The 19,905-nt window shown below is 45.1% G+C and carries 14 protein-coding genes and 1 pseudogene; 11 read left to right on the forward strand and 4 right to left on the reverse strand.

Annotation, left to right across the window (positions count from 1 at the left end; all coding sequences use genetic code 11):
- Positions 1–74: 74 nt before the first annotated feature.
- A pseudogene (locus tag WA381_RS19610) lies at positions 75–950 on the forward strand (AMP-binding enzyme); the annotation flags it as partial.
- Here the strand turns inward: WA381_RS19610 and WA381_RS19615 are convergent.
- Positions 951–1,634, reverse strand: a complete 684-nt coding sequence (locus tag WA381_RS19615; RefSeq protein WP_044583832.1) for a cytochrome b/b6 domain-containing protein — start codon at positions 1,632–1,634, stop codon at positions 951–953.
- A gap of 404 nt (positions 1,635–2,038) precedes the next feature.
- Between WA381_RS19615 and dapB the strand changes: the two genes are divergently transcribed.
- The 8 genes from dapB to WA381_RS19655 all read left to right on the forward strand — a co-directional run bounded on the left by dapB (position 2,039) and on the right by WA381_RS19655 (position 12,441).
- Positions 2,039–2,842, forward strand: a complete 804-nt coding sequence (gene dapB, locus WA381_RS19620; protein ID WP_156086180.1) for a 4-hydroxy-tetrahydrodipicolinate reductase — start codon at positions 2,039–2,041, stop codon at positions 2,840–2,842.
- A gap of 371 nt (positions 2,843–3,213) precedes the next feature.
- Complete coding sequence (carA, locus tag WA381_RS19625) at positions 3,214–4,344, forward strand: glutamine-hydrolyzing carbamoyl-phosphate synthase small subunit (protein WP_014948979.1); 1,131 nt, start codon at positions 3,214–3,216, stop codon at positions 4,342–4,344.
- A gap of 13 nt (positions 4,345–4,357) precedes the next feature.
- The gene (gene carB / locus WA381_RS19630; RefSeq protein WP_156086181.1) at positions 4,358–7,579 is read left to right on the forward strand and encodes a carbamoyl-phosphate synthase large subunit; all 3,222 of its coding nucleotides are present in this window, start codon (positions 4,358–4,360) and stop codon (positions 7,577–7,579) included.
- Positions 7,580–7,696: 117 nt separating this feature from the next.
- Positions 7,697–8,173: a transcription elongation factor GreA gene (gene greA / locus WA381_RS19635; RefSeq protein ID WP_014948981.1), complete on the forward strand. Its 477-nt coding sequence runs from the start codon at positions 7,697–7,699 to the stop codon at positions 8,171–8,173.
- Between the two features lie 488 nt (positions 8,174–8,661).
- A complete protein-coding gene (locus tag WA381_RS19640) occupies positions 8,662–9,432 on the forward strand; it encodes a methyl-accepting chemotaxis protein (RefSeq protein ID WP_156086182.1) in 771 nt (256 codons plus the stop codon).
- A gap of 124 nt (positions 9,433–9,556) precedes the next feature.
- Positions 9,557–11,407 (forward strand): hypothetical protein, encoded by a 1,851-nt coding sequence (locus WA381_RS19645; RefSeq protein ID WP_156086183.1) that lies wholly within the window; start codon positions 9,557–9,559, stop codon positions 11,405–11,407.
- Between the two features lie 10 nt (positions 11,408–11,417).
- Positions 11,418–11,957, forward strand: a complete 540-nt coding sequence (locus tag WA381_RS19650) for an NUDIX domain-containing protein (RefSeq protein ID WP_014976126.1) — start codon at positions 11,418–11,420, stop codon at positions 11,955–11,957.
- A gap of 91 nt (positions 11,958–12,048) precedes the next feature.
- On the forward strand, positions 12,049–12,441 hold the full coding sequence (locus WA381_RS19655) for a DUF3224 domain-containing protein (protein ID WP_014948986.1): 393 nt from the start codon (positions 12,049–12,051) through the stop codon (positions 12,439–12,441).
- Positions 12,442–12,541: 100 nt separating this feature from the next.
- Here the strand turns inward: WA381_RS19655 and WA381_RS19660 are convergent, their stop codons facing one another.
- A complete protein-coding gene (locus WA381_RS19660) occupies positions 12,542–12,991 on the reverse strand; it encodes an Hsp20 family protein (RefSeq protein WP_014976128.1) in 450 nt (149 codons plus the stop codon).
- A 389-nt stretch (positions 12,992–13,380) separates the two neighbouring features.
- On the opposite strand from WA381_RS19660, the gene WA381_RS19665 reads away from it, so the two are divergent.
- Both WA381_RS19665 and pta read left to right on the forward strand, forming a co-directional pair.
- Positions 13,381–14,562: an acetate kinase gene (locus tag WA381_RS19665; RefSeq protein ID WP_014948987.1), complete on the forward strand. Its 1,182-nt coding sequence runs from the start codon at positions 13,381–13,383 to the stop codon at positions 14,560–14,562.
- A gap of 44 nt (positions 14,563–14,606) precedes the next feature.
- Positions 14,607–16,748 (forward strand): phosphate acetyltransferase, encoded by a 2,142-nt coding sequence (pta, locus tag WA381_RS19670; protein ID WP_075176291.1) that lies wholly within the window; start codon positions 14,607–14,609, stop codon positions 16,746–16,748.
- Between the two features lie 211 nt (positions 16,749–16,959).
- Here pta and WA381_RS19675 read toward each other — a convergent pair whose 3' ends face one another.
- The gene (locus WA381_RS19675; RefSeq protein ID WP_039230292.1) at positions 16,960–18,258 is read right to left on the reverse strand and encodes a Xaa-Pro dipeptidase; all 1,299 of its coding nucleotides are present in this window, start codon (positions 18,256–18,258) and stop codon (positions 16,960–16,962) included.
- 117 nt (positions 18,259–18,375) lie between these two features.
- Positions 18,376–19,881, reverse strand: a complete 1,506-nt coding sequence (gene lnt, locus WA381_RS19680) for an apolipoprotein N-acyltransferase (RefSeq protein ID WP_156086184.1) — start codon at positions 19,879–19,881, stop codon at positions 18,376–18,378.
- Positions 19,882–19,905 lie beyond the last annotated feature (24 nt).

Here is a 19,905-nt window from a genome sequence, read left to right on the forward strand (position 1 = left end):
CACGAGTTGTGAGGAAAAGACCGACTAAATACCCCACAAAGAAAAAAGCCAGTCAGCTTAACTGACTAGCATTAGACCCTGATGCTGAGTTTTTATCTAAATACAATACGTCGAGCTTGCGTACCTTATTTATGGCGGGTGAACGTCTAGATCCGCCAACATATTTCTGGGCGAGCGAGAAGGTTGGTGTTCCCGTTATCGACCATTGGTGGCAAACCGAAACTGGCTGGCCGATTTGTTCAAACCCGATGGGGCTTGAACCATTGGCCACGAAACCCGGTTCATCAAGCGTGCCTACACCTGGATTTAACGTAACGGTATTGAAAGGTGCTGATGAACAGCAAATAACCGGTGAAAAAGGCGCTATTGCTATCAAGTTACCGCTTCCCCCAGGTTGTTTGACAACCATTTGGCAAGACCATCAACGGTTTGTTGATGGCTATTTACGAGAATTTGAAGGGTATTACAGCACCGGAGATAACGGGTACGTAGATGAAGATGGCTACGTATTTATTATGGGTCGCACCGACGATGTCATAAACGTTGCCGGGCACCGGTTATCTACTGGTGAAATGGAAGAAGTGCTTGCAGGACATCCTGCCATTGCTGAATGTAGTGTAATAGGTATCCATGATGCGTTAAAAGGGCAATTGCCAGTTGGATTGGTACTGCTAAAAGACGGCGTTACCGTTGATGAACAGGAACTTGAACAAGATTTGGTTCAACGGGTTCGCGATAAAATCGGGCCAGTGGCGTGCTTTAAGCGAGCCATCGTCGTCAATCGTTTACCCAAAACCCGGTCAGGTAAAATACTCCGAAAACTGCTGCGTCAAATTGCAGCCAATGAATCTGTTGCCGTACCCTCAACCATCGATGATCCGTCAAGCGTAAGTGAGATTGAGACGCTCATGCGAGAGAAGGGCTTGGTCAACAAGCCCACCGCTGTTTAGCTAGTAGTAATATTCATCTGCCTGTGGAGCTGGCGGGTATACTTCAATAGCCACATATACAGCTGCTGCGGCGATGAGCGCCACAACAAAAGCACGTAGAATTCGCGAGTCAGTAATACCTGCTGTTGCTGACTCCTTATTGCCATGCACCATGGCAGGAACCAATTTTTGCTTCTTATACACGCTGTAAAATATTACCGCGCCTATATGAAGTGCGATAACGTAAAGTAACACATCAAAGGCAAGGTGATGCAGAGTGTTCATTAGCGCTAGTGTTTCTTCTCCGGCTAACTGGCGATAGGGACCGTCTAAGAAAATATCATCGGTCATGAACAATCCCGATACCGCTTGTATGGTAAGCAACACTAGCATAACGACGACAAACCATCCGCCTAAAGGGTTGTGGCCAATAGCGGGTTCGGACTGCCTATTAAATAAGGTTTTTATATAATTGAAAACCTTTCTGGGGCCAGTAATAAAGCTACTGAACTTGGCGTGTTGCGTACCAACAAATCCCCAGATTATGCGGAAAACGATAAGGAATAAGGTGAAGTACCCAATGTAAAAGTGCCATTGCACTTTGTTTTCAAGCCATTCTACTGTTGCATATTGCGCTAAAAGGCTCGCTACAATAAGCCAGTGAAAAAGCCGGGTGGGAATATCCCATATAAGAGTTTTTTGCATAGTAAATTTAGTTGGGTTGTATTCTGACTTATCCACACTTGCCGTTCAGCGGTGACGAATAAGTACTCGGTCATCTGTTAATTGCCATAGCGTCGCTTAACTTACTCTATAAAACAAGTAGGCCCAACGGCAGAAAACCTCTGTTTGTCTTAGTGTTGCAATTAGGACATGGTGATCTTTGCATCAAAAATGCGCAGTAAAGCTCAACATGTCCTAAGCATCGTGTACTGAATTTTTTTTACATCCGAGCCTGAAGTTTTGGCAAAGAACTATGCAGATTGGTAGTGGTTAAATCTTACCGATTCCTTGTTATGCCTATTTAATATGAATCTCACATTGCAATAGTGACGGCATTTGGCAAAATGCCTCACAGTTGAAGGTTTATAAAAGTGTAAAACGAAAAAATGAAAGTAGGATTATTTGGCGCCAACGGGCGTATGGGACGGGTTTTAGTTGAAGCGCTAGATTTAAGTGACGATGCACAACTTAGCGTGGCAACGGTACGCGATGATTCACCTTGGGTTGGACTAAATGTGGGCGAACTTGCGGGCATTGGCAAAAAAGACGTTGATTGTACTGCGCTATCAGATTTAAGTGGTAATGATGCAGATGTAATGATCGATTTCACCCTGCCTTCGGTTATTGAAAGTAATCTTACGTGGTGCGTTAAAAATAAAATGCCTGTTGTTATTGGAACTACTGGATTAAACGATTCACAGTTAGCGGCACTCGACGAAGCAGCAAAGCATATATCTATCGTATTTGCGGCTAATTACAGTGTGGGCGTAAATTTAATGCTTTCCCTAGTTCGACAAGCTGCAAGTGTGCTGGGTGAAACGGCTGACATCGAAATAACAGAAGCACATCACAGATTTAAACAAGACGCGCCTTCTGGTACAGCCATGGCCATTGGTGAAGCCATTGCTGACGAATTGGGCCGTGATTTAAAAACCTGCGCTGTATACGGCAGAGAAGGAAAAGAGCCTGAACGCGACCAAGGTACTATTGGCTTCGCAACAATTCGAGCCGGAGACATCGTCGGTGAACACACAGCCTTATTTGCAGATATTGGTGAGCGCCTAGAGATTACGCACAAGGCATCAAGTCGACTTACTTTTGCAAAAGGCGCAGTGCATGCAGCGAAGTGGTTGTATGGAAAAGAACCTGGTCTATACTCCATGGTTGATGTACTTGATTTAAAGCTATAGGCGTTTTTATGCCAGCATGCTGTAGCTAAATTAGCAGGCGAGCTTGAGGGCGTTATCAAAGTGTTAAACTAAAGTTGCACTTTAAATGAGCAATAAGCCGTACTTTCGGTGGTTCTGCGCAAAAATGGTGGTATAAGCGGTATTTTAGTAAATTATTACAAATAAATTTGCCATTTTCGGTCAGTGATGTATACTCGCCGGAATTTGCCAGAATTTCGTATTCTGAGGCCGCCAAAATGGCTGAAGAGTGCGGTTTTATTAGCTGCAAAGATCGTAAAACGGGATGTATTGTTATCAATAACTCCCGTTTTTTGTGGGGTTTGTGCAGGAAACTGCACAAACACATAGTTATCCTTAATCTGGAGGTTGACTTGGCTAATTCTGCCCTTTTGGTGTTAGAGGATGGTTCTGTTTTTAAAGGTACGGCGATAGGCGCTACAGGCTCCGCCGTTGGGGAAGTCGTTTTTAATACTTCCATGACCGGCTATCAAGAAATTCTCACCGACCCATCCTACGCTGAACAACTCATCACCCTTACTTATCCACACATTGGCAACACCGGCACTAACGAAGAAGACGTCGAAGCAGATAAAATCTGGTCGAAAGGTCTAATCATCCGTGACCTACCTCTTGTTGCTAGTAACTTTCGTCAACAGCAAACTTTGTCTGAATACCTTAAAGCGAAAGGCGTTGTGGGTATTGCCGACATTGATACACGTCGCTTAACGCGTATCTTGCGAGACAAAGGTGCACAAAACGGCTGCATTATTTGCTCTGATGAATTAGACGAGTCTAGCGCACTAGCGCAAGCAAAAGCTTTCCCTGGCCTTAAAGGCATGGATTTGGCAAAAGTAGTAAGTATTACTGAGCCAAAAACATGGACAGAAGGCAGTTGGGAACTTGGTAAAGGTTATGTAACACCAAGCGAGTTCAAATATCACGTTGTTGCTTTTGACTACGGTGTTAAAAATAATATTCTTCGCATGCTAGCTGACCGCGGTTGTAAAGTTACGTTAGTACCAGCGCAAACGCCTGCTGAAGACGTACTAGCCATGAATCCTGACGGTGTATTTTTGTCAAATGGCCCGGGCGACCCAGAGCCATGTGACTACGCAGTAACCGCAATCAAAACTATCGTCGAAACCGGTACGCCTGTATTTGGTATTTGTCTTGGTCACCAGCTACTTGCTATCGCAAGTGGTGCGAAGACAGTGAAGATGAAGTTTGGACACCACGGTGCAAACCACCCGGTTAAAGACCTTAAGCGCAATGTAGTTATGATCACTAGCCAAAACCACGGTTTTGCTGTTGATGAGTCTAGCTTGCCAGATAACCTAGAAGTAACTCACATTTCGTTGTTCGACAAGTCGCTGCAAGGTATTCACCGCACCGACAAGCCTGCGTTCAGCTTCCAGGGACACCCTGAAGCCAGCCCAGGTCCTCATGAAGCGGCACCGTTATTCGACCACTTCATCGAACTTATTGAACAACACAAGCAGTAGGAATTAGCCCGCTATGCCAAAACGTACCGACATACAAAGTATTCTTATCATTGGTGCTGGCCCTATTGTTATCGGCCAGGCTTGTGAATTCGATTATTCAGGCGCGCAAGCGTGTAAAGCCCTTCGAGAAGAAGGCTACCGTGTTATTTTGGTTAACTCTAACCCAGCAACCATTATGACCGACCCAGAAATGGCAGATGCGACTTACATCGAGCCTATTCACTGGGAAGTGGTTCGCAAGATCATCGAAAAAGAACGTCCAGATGCCATCTTACCTACAATGGGTGGACAAACTGCGCTTAACTGTGCGCTAGAGCTAGACAAGCATGGCGTACTTGAAGAGTTCGGTTGTGAGCTCATCGGTGCAACGGCAGATGCAATCGATAAAGCAGAAAACCGCGAGCGCTTTGACAAAGCAATGAAAAACATCGGCCTTGAATGTCCACGTGCGGAAATCGCGCACAGCATGGATGAAGCGCACGATGTACTAAGCCGCATCGGCTTCCCTTGTATCATTCGTCCGTCTTTCACCATGGGTGGAACCGGCGGCGGTATCGCGTACAACATTGATGAATTTAATGAAATTTGTCACCGTGGCTTAGACCTTTCTCCTACCAACGAGCTGCTTATCGATGAATCGTTGCTAGGTTGGAAAGAGTACGAAATGGAAGTAGTACGCGATAAAGCAGATAACTGCATTATTGTATGTACTATCGAAAACTTCGACCCTATGGGCGTGCATACCGGCGACTCAATCACAGTTGCTCCAGCACAAACCCTGACTGACAAAGAATTCCAGCTAATGCGTAATGCAGCGATGGCTGTACTGCGTGAAATTGGCGTTGAAACCGGCGGTTCAAACGTACAGTTCGGTGTAGATCCGAAAACTGGCCGTATGGTCATCATCGAGATGAACCCGCGTGTATCGCGTTCATCAGCACTTGCGTCTAAAGCAACAGGTTTCCCAATTGCGAAAGTAGCAGCGAAACTTGCGGTAGGTTACACGCTAGATGAATTAGCAAATGACATTACAGGTGGCCTAACGCCAGCCTCTTTCGAGCCGTCTATCGACTACGTAGTGACTAAGATCCCACGCTTTAACTTTGAGAAGTTTGCCGGTGCTAACGACCGACTGACTACCCAAATGAAGTCTGTAGGTGAAGTGATGGCCATTGGCCGTAACCAGCAAGAATCACTTCAAAAAGCCCTTCGTGGTCTTGAAGTAGGTGCGACAGGCCTGAACCCAATGGTTGACCTTGAAGACCCTGAGTCACGTAATAAAGTGGTTTATGAACTTCGTCAGCCTGGTGCAGAGCGCATTTGGTACATTGGTGATGCATTCCGTATGGGCATGACGGTTGAAGAGGTATTTAACCTTACTAATATCGACCGCTGGTACCTTGTACAGCTTGAAGATCTTATTCTTCTTGAAGCTAAAGTAGCGGAGCTTGGTTTACCGAGTATTGATGCTGACTTTATGCGCGCACTTAAGCGTAAAGGCTTCTCTGATGCGCGTCTTGCTGAGCTAACCAAAGTGGCAGAAAGCGATATTCGTGAAACCCGTCGTGACTTTGGTATTTCTCCTGTCTACAAGCGTGTAGATACTTGTGCAGCAGAATTCTCTACCAGTACAGCTTACATGTACTCAACGTATGACGAAGAGTGTGAAGCAGCGCCAACTGACAAAGACAAGATCATGGTTTTGGGCGGCGGTCCAAACCGAATTGGTCAAGGTATTGAGTTCGACTACTGCTGTGTTCACGCGGCGCTTTCAATGCGTGAAGACGGTTACGAGACCATTATGGTTAACTGTAACCCTGAGACAGTATCTACCGACTACGACACATCAGACCGTCTGTACTTCGAGCCAGTAACGCTGGAAGATGTACTTGAAATCGTTGCTAAAGAGCAGCCGAAAGGCGTTATCGTGCAATATGGTGGTCAAACGCCACTTAAACTTGCTCGTGCACTAGAGGCGGCGGGTGTACCGGTTATCGGTACCTCACCAGAAGCGATTGACCGTGCCGAAGACCGTGAGCGCTTCCAGCAAATGGTGAACAAGCTTAACCTCAAGCAGCCTGCGAATGCCACGGTAACTAACGTTGAGCAAGCGCTAACTATGGCTGAAGAGATTGGCTTCCCGCTAGTGGTTCGTCCAAGCTACGTGCTAGGTGGTCGTGCGATGGAAATCGTGTATGACCTCAAAGATCTTAAGCGTTACCTTAATGAAGCGGTTAAAGTGTCCAACGACGCGCCAGTATTGCTAGACCGTTTCTTGGATGATGCTATTGAAGTTGATATCGACGCTATTTGCGACGGCAAAGACGTAGTGATTGGCGGCATCATGGAACACATTGAACAAGCGGGTGTTCACTCTGGTGACTCTGCGTGTTCATTACCTCCACACTCGCTTTCAAAAGAGATTCAAGATGTCATGCGCGAACAAGTTAAAGCCATGGCGCTTGAACTTGGCGTAGTCGGTCTGATGAACACACAGTTTGCGATTAAAGATGGTGAAGTATACCTAATCGAGGTTAACCCTCGTGCAGCACGTACCGTTCCATTCGTTTCTAAGGCAACGGGTGTACCTCTTGCTAAAGTTGCAGCACGTGTAATGGCTGGCGTGAGCCTAGCAGAGCAGGGCGTAACAGAAGAAGTGATTCCACCTTTCTACTCTGTGAAAGAAGTGGTGCTTCCATTTGCTAAGTTCCAAGGTGTTGACCCACTGCTAGGCCCAGAGATGCGCTCAACGGGTGAAGTAATGGGCGTTGGCGATACCTTCGAAGAAGCCTATGCTAAAGCTAACTTAGGTGCGGGTGCGCCACTACCTAAGCAAGGTAAAGCGCTTATTTCAGTACGTGATACCGACAAGCCTCGTATGATTGCTCTGGCAAAAGCGTTGGTTGAAGCGGGCTTCAGTATTGAAGCTACCCGCGGTACGGCTACCGAGCTTTATGATGCAGGCATCATGAGTACTGTGGTTAATAAGATGTCTGAAGGCCGCCCTAATATTGTTGATGCAATCAAAAATGGCGAATACGCGTATTTGATTAATACAACAGAAGGTCGTCAAGCCATCACCGACTCAGTGTACATTCGTCGTGAAGCCTTGCTAAACAAGGTAACCTACACCACGACAATGAACGCAGCGTTCGCAACTATCCGTGCTAAGTCTGCTGATGACCGCAATAAAGTGGCGTCAGTTCAAGAACTACACGCTAGACTCAAACACTAATGACATACGCTAGGATACGAGGTATCCTAGCAATATTACATTTGTGTGAACGAATAAAAAGTGCGCCTTCGCGGCGCACTTTTCTGTTTAAATTACTAGCTAAGTGAGACGGTATTCATGAGTCAGTATCCAATGACAGCGCGCGGCGCTCAAATGCTGCGTGACGAATTAAATGAGCTAAAAACCAAAACACGCCCACGTATTATCGAGTCTATTGCCGAAGCACGTGAACATGGTGACTTAAAAGAAAATGCTGAGTATCACGCGGCCCGTGAGCAGCAAAGCTTCTGTGAAGGCCGCATTCAAGATATTGAAGGCAAGCTATCAAATGCACAGATTATCGACGTTACCAAAATGGAAAATACGGGTAAGGTTATTTTCGGTACTACCGTAACCATTCTAAACGTCGATACCGATGAAGAAACCACCTACCGTATTGTTGGTGATGACGAAGCTGATATTAAGAACAACTTGATTTCGGTTAATTCACCTATCGCTCGTGGTCTAATAGGCAAAGAGCTTGATGACATGGTAACGATTCAAACGCCAGCCGGCGCAGTTGAAGTTGAAATCATCGAAGTAGAATATATCTAACTACGCAAGCCAGCAGAGTCCTTCTGCTGGCTATATTTTCCGTCACAAAACTTCTGAATCCGATCATGGATTTGTAATCTGTTAAGCCAAAGCGTTTTTTAATTTTCTTGCCTGTGTATTGTTGTTTAATAAGCATTTATTGAACTCAACGGTTAGCCCTGTTCCTGCTGCGCTCGTACTTTAAGAATAAAATTAAGTGATGACGCTGTCTCGTTAGCTCACTTTTGCGTTTTCCTATCCCAAAGTACATGCGATTTTTAGTATAAAAATCCACCGCTTTTACAAAGAGGCCTATACTTAGCTCTGGAACTAGTTGTAGATGTATAGGTTTTATCACCTTTTCATTAATCCTTTGCTTCGAAAGAAGTGATGCATCTCGTACTGTTAACACAACCATCTTAGCTTTACGTGACCTTATTCGGGGGTTAGGCCAGTCGATAAGCACAAGTTCTCGATTATCAAACAATTTAGAAACGGCGTGCGCTGAAATGCTAAGTGACGCTGGGAGTACTCAGCAACTCACCACTAATATTGCATCGGCGGTTGAAGAGGTGGTGGTAACAAGCCGTGAGATTGCCAGTTCTTCGTTGGCAACGCTTAATGCGAGTCAAAGCCTAGATCGTTTAGCTGACCATTCGCTTTTAGCCAACGACAATATACGAAAGAGCATGGTAGTGCTTTCAGATGATATTCGAAATGTTCAATCTAATGCCGCTCAAATGGAAATGAAAGTCAGCGAAATAGGAAATATACTGGAAACTATCAATACCCTTTCCGACCAAACTAATCTTCTCGCACTTAATGCAGCAATTGAAGCTGCTAGAGCAGGGGAGCATGGCCGAGGCTTTGCCGTCGTTGCTGACGAAGTAAGAAACCTTGCACAAAGTAGCAGGGAATCGTCTGATAAAATATCTACGCTGTTAGTGAGCCTAAAGGACGCCAGCGTAATTGTTGTCGATGATATCAACAAGAATGTTGTATCTATAGAAGCGTCAATGAATACAACTATTGAAGGGCGGCAAACTGCGGAAAAGGTGAAAGAAGCAGCGTGCGAGCTCGAGCTTATGGCGAATAATATGTCGTCTGCGGCCGAGCAACAGTCAGTGACCACGGAAGTGGTAGCTAAAGATGTAGTAGTGGTTGAGGAAGCCGCGCGGCACGAACTTCACATAGCACAACAATTGTCTGAGCTGTCTGATGAAATGCAGCGCAACAACCATTTACTGCAACGCACTATTGCAGGGTTTAACGTAGATTAAGAACGGTAAATAGCCCGAGTTTAAAAAATTGTAGTCTCTGACTGGCGGGCGCTCTACTTAAAATCATTGCTCAATCTACTTACACTAAGTATGATTTTTCCTTTTGTTTTCGAAAGGATGCATCATGGCTTATGATTTTGGTTCTCAGACGCTAGGGATAAAGAACCCATTTAAGACAGAAGGAGCGTTTAGAACACTGGGTGGTGTCTTAACGCTATTGTTAGCGGTTTACGTTGTTTTCACAGTACCGGCAATATTTGAAGCCAACAAGGTGAAAGGCTATACCTTGCTAGCGGTTGGTTTTGTTTTAGTAGTATCGGGAATACGCCATACGGCGGTTGGTATCCTTCAACTTATGCGCTTTTTTGTAGGTAGAACGGTTCCCACTTCACTGGCCTACAACTTCTCAAAATCTGAACAAGATGCTGCTCAGGCAGAGCAAAAATCCCTGCTTTACTCAAAAGAGTCACTGCACTCTATGCTTATGGGAAGACGAAATACTACCTTTGAGGAGCCAAAAGGCTGGCTCGCTCGGCTAGTTCACAGCGTTTTTCCTAAGCTTGTTTTCTTACCTTACCCGCTACGCCATCTTGCCCAAGAAATTTTAGCCATGGGGGCGACACTTATCGTGGGCTTAGTTACCTACGCCATCGTCTATTTTTTAGTAAGTAATGGCTTTGCAGGTGAAGTCGCAAAAATTGTCGTTATGCCTGTTCTTTCTTTGGTATTGCTTATCTATTTTGTTGCCAACTGGACCTCTACGGCAAAGGGCATCCATAACGAAGGAAACTCGCAACTTGCTAAAGCGGGAGGGTTATCAATTGGTGTGATCATTGGGTTAGCACTAGTCGTTCCTCTTGGTGCGGGTGTGTTTCTCGATGGTGTGGTGGGAAGTAATATCAATGAACTTAAAACTTGGTCTGAAGAACATGCTTTTTTTAGCGCTTGGCTGAATTTTGTGTACCTTTTCATCAGTATTGGCGTGGTGATAGGTCTTGTATTTCCCTTACTTAAAAAGCGCATGGATTTAGTGACACCGCAAACTGAAGTCAGCGAATTTCGAGCAAACATGCAAGAGTCTGTTCATCCCAATGAGATTTTTATCAATATTGAAAACATCGTGCTTGCCAACCGTCGTTACAAGGAAGTCCCAAACAGAATATACGCAGACTTTGTTCCTAAGCTTAAAGAGCAGGCTGAAGGGAAGGGGAGTTTCGAAGGGGAATTACTGATAGAAACTCAGCCAACCCTCAGTGAGGGGTTAGCATTACCCAAAGGGGCTAAGGTAGCGTTGAGCGCCATTGCGCAAGTTGCCGTCGTTGTTGCCGCGGTATTGTTTTACTCATCTGGCGTACAGCTCGCTGAGCTACTACATCTGGTTATCAATATCGGTGTAGATAACAGCGCACTGTTGAACAGTGCTTTTTCTATGGTCAATAATTTGCTCATGCTGATATTCGCTTGGCTTACTTTCAGAGCGGCAGGAAGTATTTTAAATAACGCGTCTCACATGTTTTGGGGCGAGCTGAACTTTAACTCTTTGCTGATGTACATGAAAACCGAAGGCACGTATACCGAGTCTAGAGTTTCAACAGGTATGGCAATTCACGATTCTACACGGTCTGAAAATGTCGTAGTTAGAAGCAGTATCACACCGTGGATCATTACTAGCCGAATTAACACTTCTATATTCGCCACTAGCGGTATGAACAATCTGGAAGCCCCGCGCTTTGTAATGGGAATGAACAAAAACGACGGAGAATTGAAGGAAATCGTCGACGAAATTAAAGCATTCTTACGCGGTAGAGAGACCATCGCTTCAATCACTAATGAATCAGACTTAGCCAATGCAAGTACCATTCATCAAGTTAATCAACAAACCCGAGCGTTTAATAAAAACCCTGACGATCGCCTAACACTTAAAGAGACGGAAGAAAGTGCAGGTTTTCTTCGAAACGAAAAAGACAGTGAGTGAGGAGTGAGGCATGGCTGATATTAAAACACTAGATACAAAAGTTGTGTACGAAAACAAATGGCTTCGCGTAAGAGAAGACAAAATACAACGCAGCAGTGGAAACGAAGGCATTTACGGCGTGGTGGAAAAGCCTGACTTCGCTATTATTTTGCCGATAGAAGGCGATACGGTTTACATGGTTGAGCAATATCGCTATACCATAAAAGAGCGCCAGCTTGAGTTGCCTCAAGGTGCATGGGAAAGTAACCCTGATGTCGACCCTGTTGAATTGGCGAAAGGTGAACTTAAAGAAGAGACTGGCTTAACTGCAGATTCAATGGAATATGTGGGTTTTCAATATTTAGCATACGGTTTTTGTAATCAGGGTTATCACATTTATGTAGCTAAAGGCCTCACCCAAGGCGCACAAAAACTCGATGTTGAGGAAGAAGACTTGCGCGTTGTTTCACTCTCCTTAAATGAGTTAAAGGAGAAAATAAAACGTGGAGAAATCAAGGACGCAAGCACCTGTAACGCAGTGGGGTTAGCCATGCTTAAGGGGATTATCTAAACACCCTGTTACAATTTGCTGACTGTTTTTTTCTTTCTGAGAAGCTAGGGTTTACAGTTTATAACTAAAAACCATTTATAAAGAGATATTTATGGCGTTCAAAGGAAGTTTTTCCATTACTCAATGGGACGAAGACACACTTAGTGAAAGATCAGAGGGAATTAAGGTATCTCACGCTAGTATTAAGCAGGTGTATTCTGGTGAAATGAGTGGCGAATCTAATGTCGAGTTTTTGATGTCTTATCAATCTCAGATGTCTGCCAAATTTACCGGGTTTGAAACCTTCGTTGGCGTAGTAAACGGTATGCGCGGCACGGTTACTTTTCAGCATGCCGGTAAGTTTGAGAATGGAGTTGCAAGCAGCGAATTTATATCAATTGAAGGGTCTGCTACAGGTGAACTGACGGGAAAAAACCTTCGAGGTAACTTTAAGTCTGGTGAATCGGGTAAAGCTGATTACGCCATTGAAATCGACAACGCGTGAGTAACGGGTAAGCGGCAACGAAAAGCGATTTTTTTAAGCCCAAAAAAACGGCGCCGAAAGGCGCCGCTAAAAGTTGGGAAACAAACCAAGAAACTAACTATTAATTTTCAATTAAACGAGAACCAATCTCTATTTGACGAGGCTTCTTGGCTTCAGGAATGACTCGCTCCATATCGATGTGTAACAGACCGTTTTCCATATCTGCAGCTAGCACTTTTACATGGTCGCCAAGTTGGAATTTACGCTCAAAGTTACGCTCTGAAATGCCCTTGTGTAAGAACTTACGCTCTTTGCTTTCTTTATCGTCCGCTTCCGTTTTCTTCGTGCCCGTAATCGTCAACGTGTTTTCTTCAACCTGAATAGAAACGTCGTCTTTACTAAAGCCGGCAATAGCCATGGTTACACGATACTTGTCATCGCCAAGTAACTCTATGTTATACGGCGGGTAGGTACTTTGCTTCTCAGCACGAGATGCTGCATCAATTAATGACGCTAGGTGATCAGAACCAATGAATGAACGGTAAAGTGGAGATAGATCGATAGTACGCATAGTCATATCCTCAAAATTAAGCAATATGTTAAAAGTTTAAATGCCCCGACTCTGCGGCGGCGGTTTTGTCGACCTGACCTTTCAGCGCCGACAAAACATATATAGGAATGGCCCAAATACTTTTCAAGAAAGAAAATGCATATTTTTTCCAAAAAACTTGGATTTAATTTTAAGTGCATGTATTTATTGGTTTTATTTGTTTCTTTTTTTACGGCATGAAATGAATCGCGTGCTTTTCAATAAATATTGAGAAAAAACCTCACATACAATAAGTGTATGCGATGTTTTTTATAAAACATTTAGCAATTGTTTAACCAATCCGGTTGTTTATAAATGCTACAATTTGGTTAAGCAAAATGTCTTACCACTTTTATTTGTAAATTTAAAAAATGAAGAAAGAAGTTATAGTTTTAAATTGCGGCAGTTCGTCCGTAAAGTTCGCGATAATTGACGCTGACACTGGAGAGGCTGGACTGTCTGGTATTGCTGAAGCACTAGGTAATAGTGATGCTAGTTTGTCTTACAAGTTAAACGGCAAAAAAGAGAAACGCGCACTACCTGAAAAAGCTGGCCATACCGAAGCGTTAAGCGCAATTTCAGAAGTTATCGCTAGTACGGGCGTTAAGCCTATCGCAATAGGGCATCGTGTTGTTCATGGTGGTGAAAAGTTTAAGCAGGCTGCACTTGTCGATGATAGCGTACTAAAAGCAATTGAAGATTATGCAAGCATGGCTCCGCTTCATAATATGGCGAACCTAAAGGGGATCGTCACGGCGCAAGAGGCTTACCCTGACCTGCCTCACGTAGTCGTATTTGATACTTCTTTCTTTCAAACCTTACCCCAAAAAGCCTTTATTTATGCTTTACCCATGTCGCTTTATCGCGAGCACGGCATAAGACGCTACGGATTCCATGGAACCAGTCACAAGTTCATACTTGATAGCATGGCAAAAATTCTTGAGAAGCCGGTTTCAGATACCAGTATTATCAGTGCCCACCTAGGCAATGGCTGCAGTGTGTCGGCTATAGAAAAAGGTGTGGCGGTAGACACAAGCCTTGGCTTTATTCCTCTTGAAGGCTTAGTTATGGGCACTCGCTGTGGCGACTTAGATCCGAGTCTACCGGGAACGCTGCAGAAGAAGCTTGGCAAAACCGCAGATGAGATAAGTGATTTACTGAACAAACAGTCTGGATTACTTGGTATCTCAGAGCTGAGTAACGACTGTCGAACCCTTGAAGATGCGGCGCTTGAAGGTCACGAAGGTGCATTATTGGCCATTGAAATTTTTTGCTATCGCTTAGCTAAATACATCGCGGGTTATATGGTAGCCGTACCCACGTTAGACGCTATTGTATTTACAGGCGGAATAGGGGAGAACTCATCGCTTATTCGTGAGACAACTATGGGGTATTTCGCCCACTTTGGAATTAGCTTAGATGAGCAAAGAAATACCGACGCGCGATTTGGTCAAGGTGGAAAGATTACCGCTGATACCGCATCAACGGCAGTTTATGTTGTGCCTACAAATGAAGAATGGGTGATAGCCGCAGAAGCTGCAACCTTCGCGTAAATTATATAAGCAACGCCAACGCGTTAGCAAAAGCAGGAGTAACTATGTCTCGCAGAATTATGTTGATCCCCGTAGGCACCAGTGTGGGCCTAACTACGGTCAGCATGGGCCTTGTTCGTGCTATCGAGGAACAAGGCATAAAGCTCAATTTCTTTAAGCCCGTTGCACAGCCACGCAAAGGCGATAACGGCGAAGAGCGCTCTACAGCAATTATTGCGCACCATGCCAGTGTGTCGCCCATCACGCCTTTCGAGCTTGAATACGTAGAGCGAATGATCAGTAACGACAGCACCGATGAGCTCTTAGAGGAGATCATCGAGCGGTTTGAAGAAAGCAGTGTTCAAGAGGCTGTTACTGTTATTGAAGGACTGGTGACAACTCGCCATCATCCTTATGCAGAGCGCCTGAATTTAGAAATTAGTCGGGCACTTGATGCCGACATCGTTTTCGTGGCTGTGCCGGGAAATGAGTCGACCACGGATATCAATCATCGCCTCGAAATCGTTGTAGACACCTATGGCGGTCACAAAAGTCAAAAAGTAGTGGGCTGTATCTTTAACAAAGTTAACGCGCCTTTTGATGAACATGGTCGCTTACGCGCTGATATTGGCGCAATAGAAGCCCCTGAGCACGACGAAGAGCGAACCCAAGCGTTACGTGATTTGCCTATTTTCAAAAAGGGCTTGAGTCTACTTGGCACAATTGACTGGAGCGCTGATTTAGTATCTCCTCGCGCCACCGACGTAGCGAAGCATCTTAACGCTAGCTTGTTAAACGAAGGCGAGCTGGCTGAGCGGCGTTTAAGTAGTGTCACGTTTTGCGCGCGAGAAATTCACAACATGACGCACACCTTAAAGCCGGGGGCGCTACTTGTAATGTCGGGTGATCGCGGCGATGTTTTTGTTTCGTGCTGTTTAGCTGCATTAAATGGCACAAAGCTAGGCGCGCTCTTGCTTACCGGCGGCTATCAGCCGGATGAAAACATTATGGCGTTGTGTAGCCAGGCCATGGAAACGGGCTTACCGGTTATGCTGGTAAATTCCAATACGTGGCAAACAGCACAAGCACTTCACGCTTTTAATCAGGAAGTACCTGTAGATGACAGTAAACGCATTGAAAAGGTGATGGTTCACACTGCGGAAAGTTTAGACGCAAGTTGGGTAAATTCACTTACCCAAAAAGTGTCGCGCCAGAAAAAACTCTCTCCATCAGCGTTTCGTTTTTACCTAACAAACCGTGCAAGGCAGGTAAATAAACGCATTGTGCTTCCTGAAGGAAACGAGCCAAGAACCGTGGTGGCGGCCTCTATTTGTGCCAAACGGGGTCTTGCTCGTCCTGTATTGCTAGGCGATGAAACTGAGATTAGGCGGGTAGCAGAACAGCAAGGTGTTGTACTGAGCGAAGGCGTTGAGATTCTCTCGCCGTCGGCCATTAAAAAAGACTATGTTGAGAGCTTAGTGGCGCTACGCGGCCATAAAGGTGTGACGGAAGTGGTTGCCCAAGAGTTGTTAGAAGATAACGTAACTCTGGGCACGATGATGCTTCAGCAAGATGACGTGGATGGATTAGTGTCAGGTGCAGTAAATACAACTGCGAACACTATTCGCCCAGCGCTCCAGTTAATAAAGACCGCTGAAAACGCGTCGTTGGTGTCGTCAGTATTTTTTATGCTGTTGCCTGACCAAGTTTTGGTTTACGGCGACTGTGCAATTAACCCAGATCCCAACGCTCAACAGCTCGCTGATATTGCTATTCAATCTGCGGAATCTGCACAAATGTTTGGCATTGAACCGCGGGTTGCGATGATTAGCTACAGCACTGGTTCGTCAGGTGCAGGAAGCGATGTAGAAAAGGTGAGAGAAGCAACCAAAATTGCGCAAAGCCTTCGCCCTGATTTACTTATTGATGGTCCACTTCAATACGATGCAGCGGCTATCGAAAGTGTGGGCAAGAGCAAGGCACCAAATAGCCCTGTTGCTGGTAAGGCAAACGTGTTTGTTTTTCCTGACCTCAATACCGGAAATACCACTTACAAAGCGGTACAGCGTAGCTTCGATCTAGTGTGTATTGGCCCAATGCTGCAAGGCATGCGAAAGCCCGTTAACGATTTAAGTCGCGGTGCATTGGTTGACGATATTGTATTTACCATAGCACTTACTGCTATTCAGGCGGCAGGTAACGTTTAACAGGGTAGACTACCTATCTGTTGTAAGATAGTTGCTGCTAACAAAAACGGCGCTACTTCAAATGAAGTTAGCGCCGTTTTTTATTTCTTAGTCTGATGCAGTGTGATGTTTTGCTAAGCTATTAACCTTGCGTAGCGACTATCCTCTGCTCCGTGCAGCAAGCTGCAATCTATGAACTACAAACTAAAGACTTTCTTTTAGCGGCCATTCATCACATCGCGTACTGCTTCACAATTTGTCCATCTTTCATAACAAAGCCCACTTTTTCCATAAGGCTCATATCATCTAGTGGGTTGCCGGGCACTGCGACGATATCTGCCAGCTTACCTTTTTCCAAACTTCCAAGGGTAGCTTCTTGTTTCAGTAAGCGGGCAGGGTTAATAGTAGCAGCTTGAATAGCCTGAATGGGGGTCATACCGAACTTCACCATCCGGGCAAACTGCTTAGGATTATCACCGTGAGGGTAAACCCCGGCATCGGAACCAAATACCATATTTACACCAGCTTTAACTGCCTTCTCAAAGTTTTCGCGCTGAGTTTTACCAACAATACGCTCTTTATTCAGGCTTTCTTCTAGAATACCAGCTTTCTCTCCTTCACCCAGAATATATTCAGTTACGTAAATATCCATAGAGAAGTAAGTACCGTTCTTTTTCGCTAAATCTATCGCTTCGTCATCAAGCAAACTTACGTGTTCTACTGAATCTACACCCGCTTTAATGGCTGCTTTAATGCCATTAGTGCCATGAGCATGAGTCGCTACTGTCAAACCACGCAAATGAGCCTCATCAATGAGGGCTTTCATTTCTTCGAATGTGTATTGCTGTGCACCTACTTTTGTGCCTTTAGACAAAACGCCACCTGTAGCGCAGAATTTGATCACGGTAGCGCCGTACTTAATATTTCGACGTACTTTTTTGCGTACTTCCCACGGGCCATCGGCTACACCTTCGCTATAATTGTCATACTCATAGGGCAAAAGATTGCTGTCACAATGGCCGCCAGTTACGCCTAGGCTTGGCCCAGCTACAAACATGCGCGGTCCCACTACGTCGCCCGCGTTGATGGCATCTCTTAACGCAACATCAGCAAAACCAGGTGCACCCACATTACGCACAGTGGTAAAACCTGCATCTAACGTTGCTTTAGCGTGTTTAACGCCAGTAATAGCCGCGCGGGGCAGTGATACTTCTAAACGCTTGTACCCGTGTCGAGTTGCATCACTGGTTAAGTGTACGTGCATATCCATTAACCCAGGCATTAGCGTGGCATTGCCTAAATCAATACGTGTTGCTTCGTTTGGAACTGTAAGGTCTTTAAGGCGACCAGATGCAGTAATTATATTGTCCGTTACAATAACAGCCGCCTGTTTGACGACTTTCCCGTTAGCAACGTCAATCATGCGATCTGCAGTAATTACCGTTGTCTCTGCGAAAACAGCAGTAGAGCAAACAATGGCAGTGATAGAAAAGGTGAGTAGTTTTTTTGAAAAAAGAGAAACCCAGTTCACAAGTATTTCCTTAATTAGCACACATTGAACTTTGCAAAAAACAAGCTCAACATGTCCTACATCGAGTTAGTATTATTATTGAATGACTATTGTGTCGGTACCTTTAACTTGTACAGATCATCTCTGTCTTCGTCTAAGAAGTAACGCACTAACAAATAGCAAAATAACTATAAACCAAACACCTAGCTCTTGAAGATGGTAATACGGTGTAAACCCTCTGGTTGCGACAACTGGCGCCGAAATATTACCTGCCATGAATTGAGGTAGCCGAGCAGTTATTTCGCCTCTGTGGTCTATAAAAGCCGTAATGCCATTATTTGTCGCTCTAACGACAGGGCGGCCTAACTCAAGGGCGCGCATTTGCGCTATCTGCAAATGCTGAGCAGGCCCATGTGAGTGACCAAACCACGCATCATTACTCACGGTTATGATCATGTCGGTATTTTCATATACATTTGCCATCACTTGATGAGGAAACGCAATTTCAAAACAGATAGCGGGGGCTAGGTGAATGCCGTTAGCTTCAAGGTTTGCCTGTTGATAGTCACCTCGAGAGAATGATGACATAGGTAAATCGAATAGGGGAGCGAGCGGGCGAAGCCAGTCTTCAAAAGGTACGAATTCGCCTACGGGCAATAAATGATGTTTCGAAAATCGGTTGTTGTGGAAATATTGATAGTCGGGATAAGCGGCATCTGGCGTACGTTTACCTAGCACAATTAGGTTGTTCCACGCTTCATCAGTTTCCCAGTTGTAATTAACAATACCCGTAATAAGTGCCGTGTTCTCTTGAAAGGCTCTTTCGTTAACTTTAGCAAGATAAGGTTGGGCTAATGGCTCAAGCTTGGGAACCGCGGCTTCAGGCCAAATGATGAGGTCGTTATCCCATAAGCTTTCAGTTAATTTCCAATAGGTGTCCATGGTTGGACCATCTTGCTCTGGCACCCATCGCAGACTTTGCGCGATGTTGCCTTGAGCCATGCCTACTGAGTAGGTTTTTTGGGGCGCAACCCAAGTATGTTGTTTAAGAAGGTAGCCACTGGTAAATAAGCACAGCGCCACTAGCATTGCGTTGGCGAAAGTTCGCTTATTGTGTATCAACGCAAATAGCGTAGCGCTGATAACGATAAGCGCGCTTATTCCCGTTTCTCCGATGATTGGCGCAAAGCCTGAAAGAGGGCTCTCTAATTGACTATACCCTAAAGATAACCATGGAAAGCCGGTTAGCATCCAGCTTCGTAGCCACTCCGCCGCAACCCAGAAAAGAGGTAACGCCATTGGCCACAAGTGGGGAGAGAAGTACTTGGCGGTTAACTTGGTGGCAAGCGCAGGATAAAGCGATAAGTAACCACATAGCAACGCCATAATGCCAATAGATGCCGCAATGGGAAGCCCGCCAAAGTCGGCAATACTCACATGAACCCAGCTTATACCCGCTCCAAACCATCCCGCACCGAACAGCCATCCGGCTAAAAATGGACGATGTTTGAGCTTTATCACCTGACGTATAGCAAGTGCAAGCGCAGGAATAGTTAAAAGCCACATGTTAAAGGGAGCGAAAGCAAGGGTTAAGCTTGCACCACTTAGTAAAAGAAGAAGGTGGGGAGTAAACCGTTTCAGCATAGGAGTCATCTGATCGTGGTTAAT

Source organism: Alteromonas sp. CH_MED4-4 (assembly GCF_037029575.1).
Taxonomy (GTDB): Bacteria; Pseudomonadota; Gammaproteobacteria; order Enterobacterales; family Alteromonadaceae; genus Alteromonas; species Alteromonas macleodii.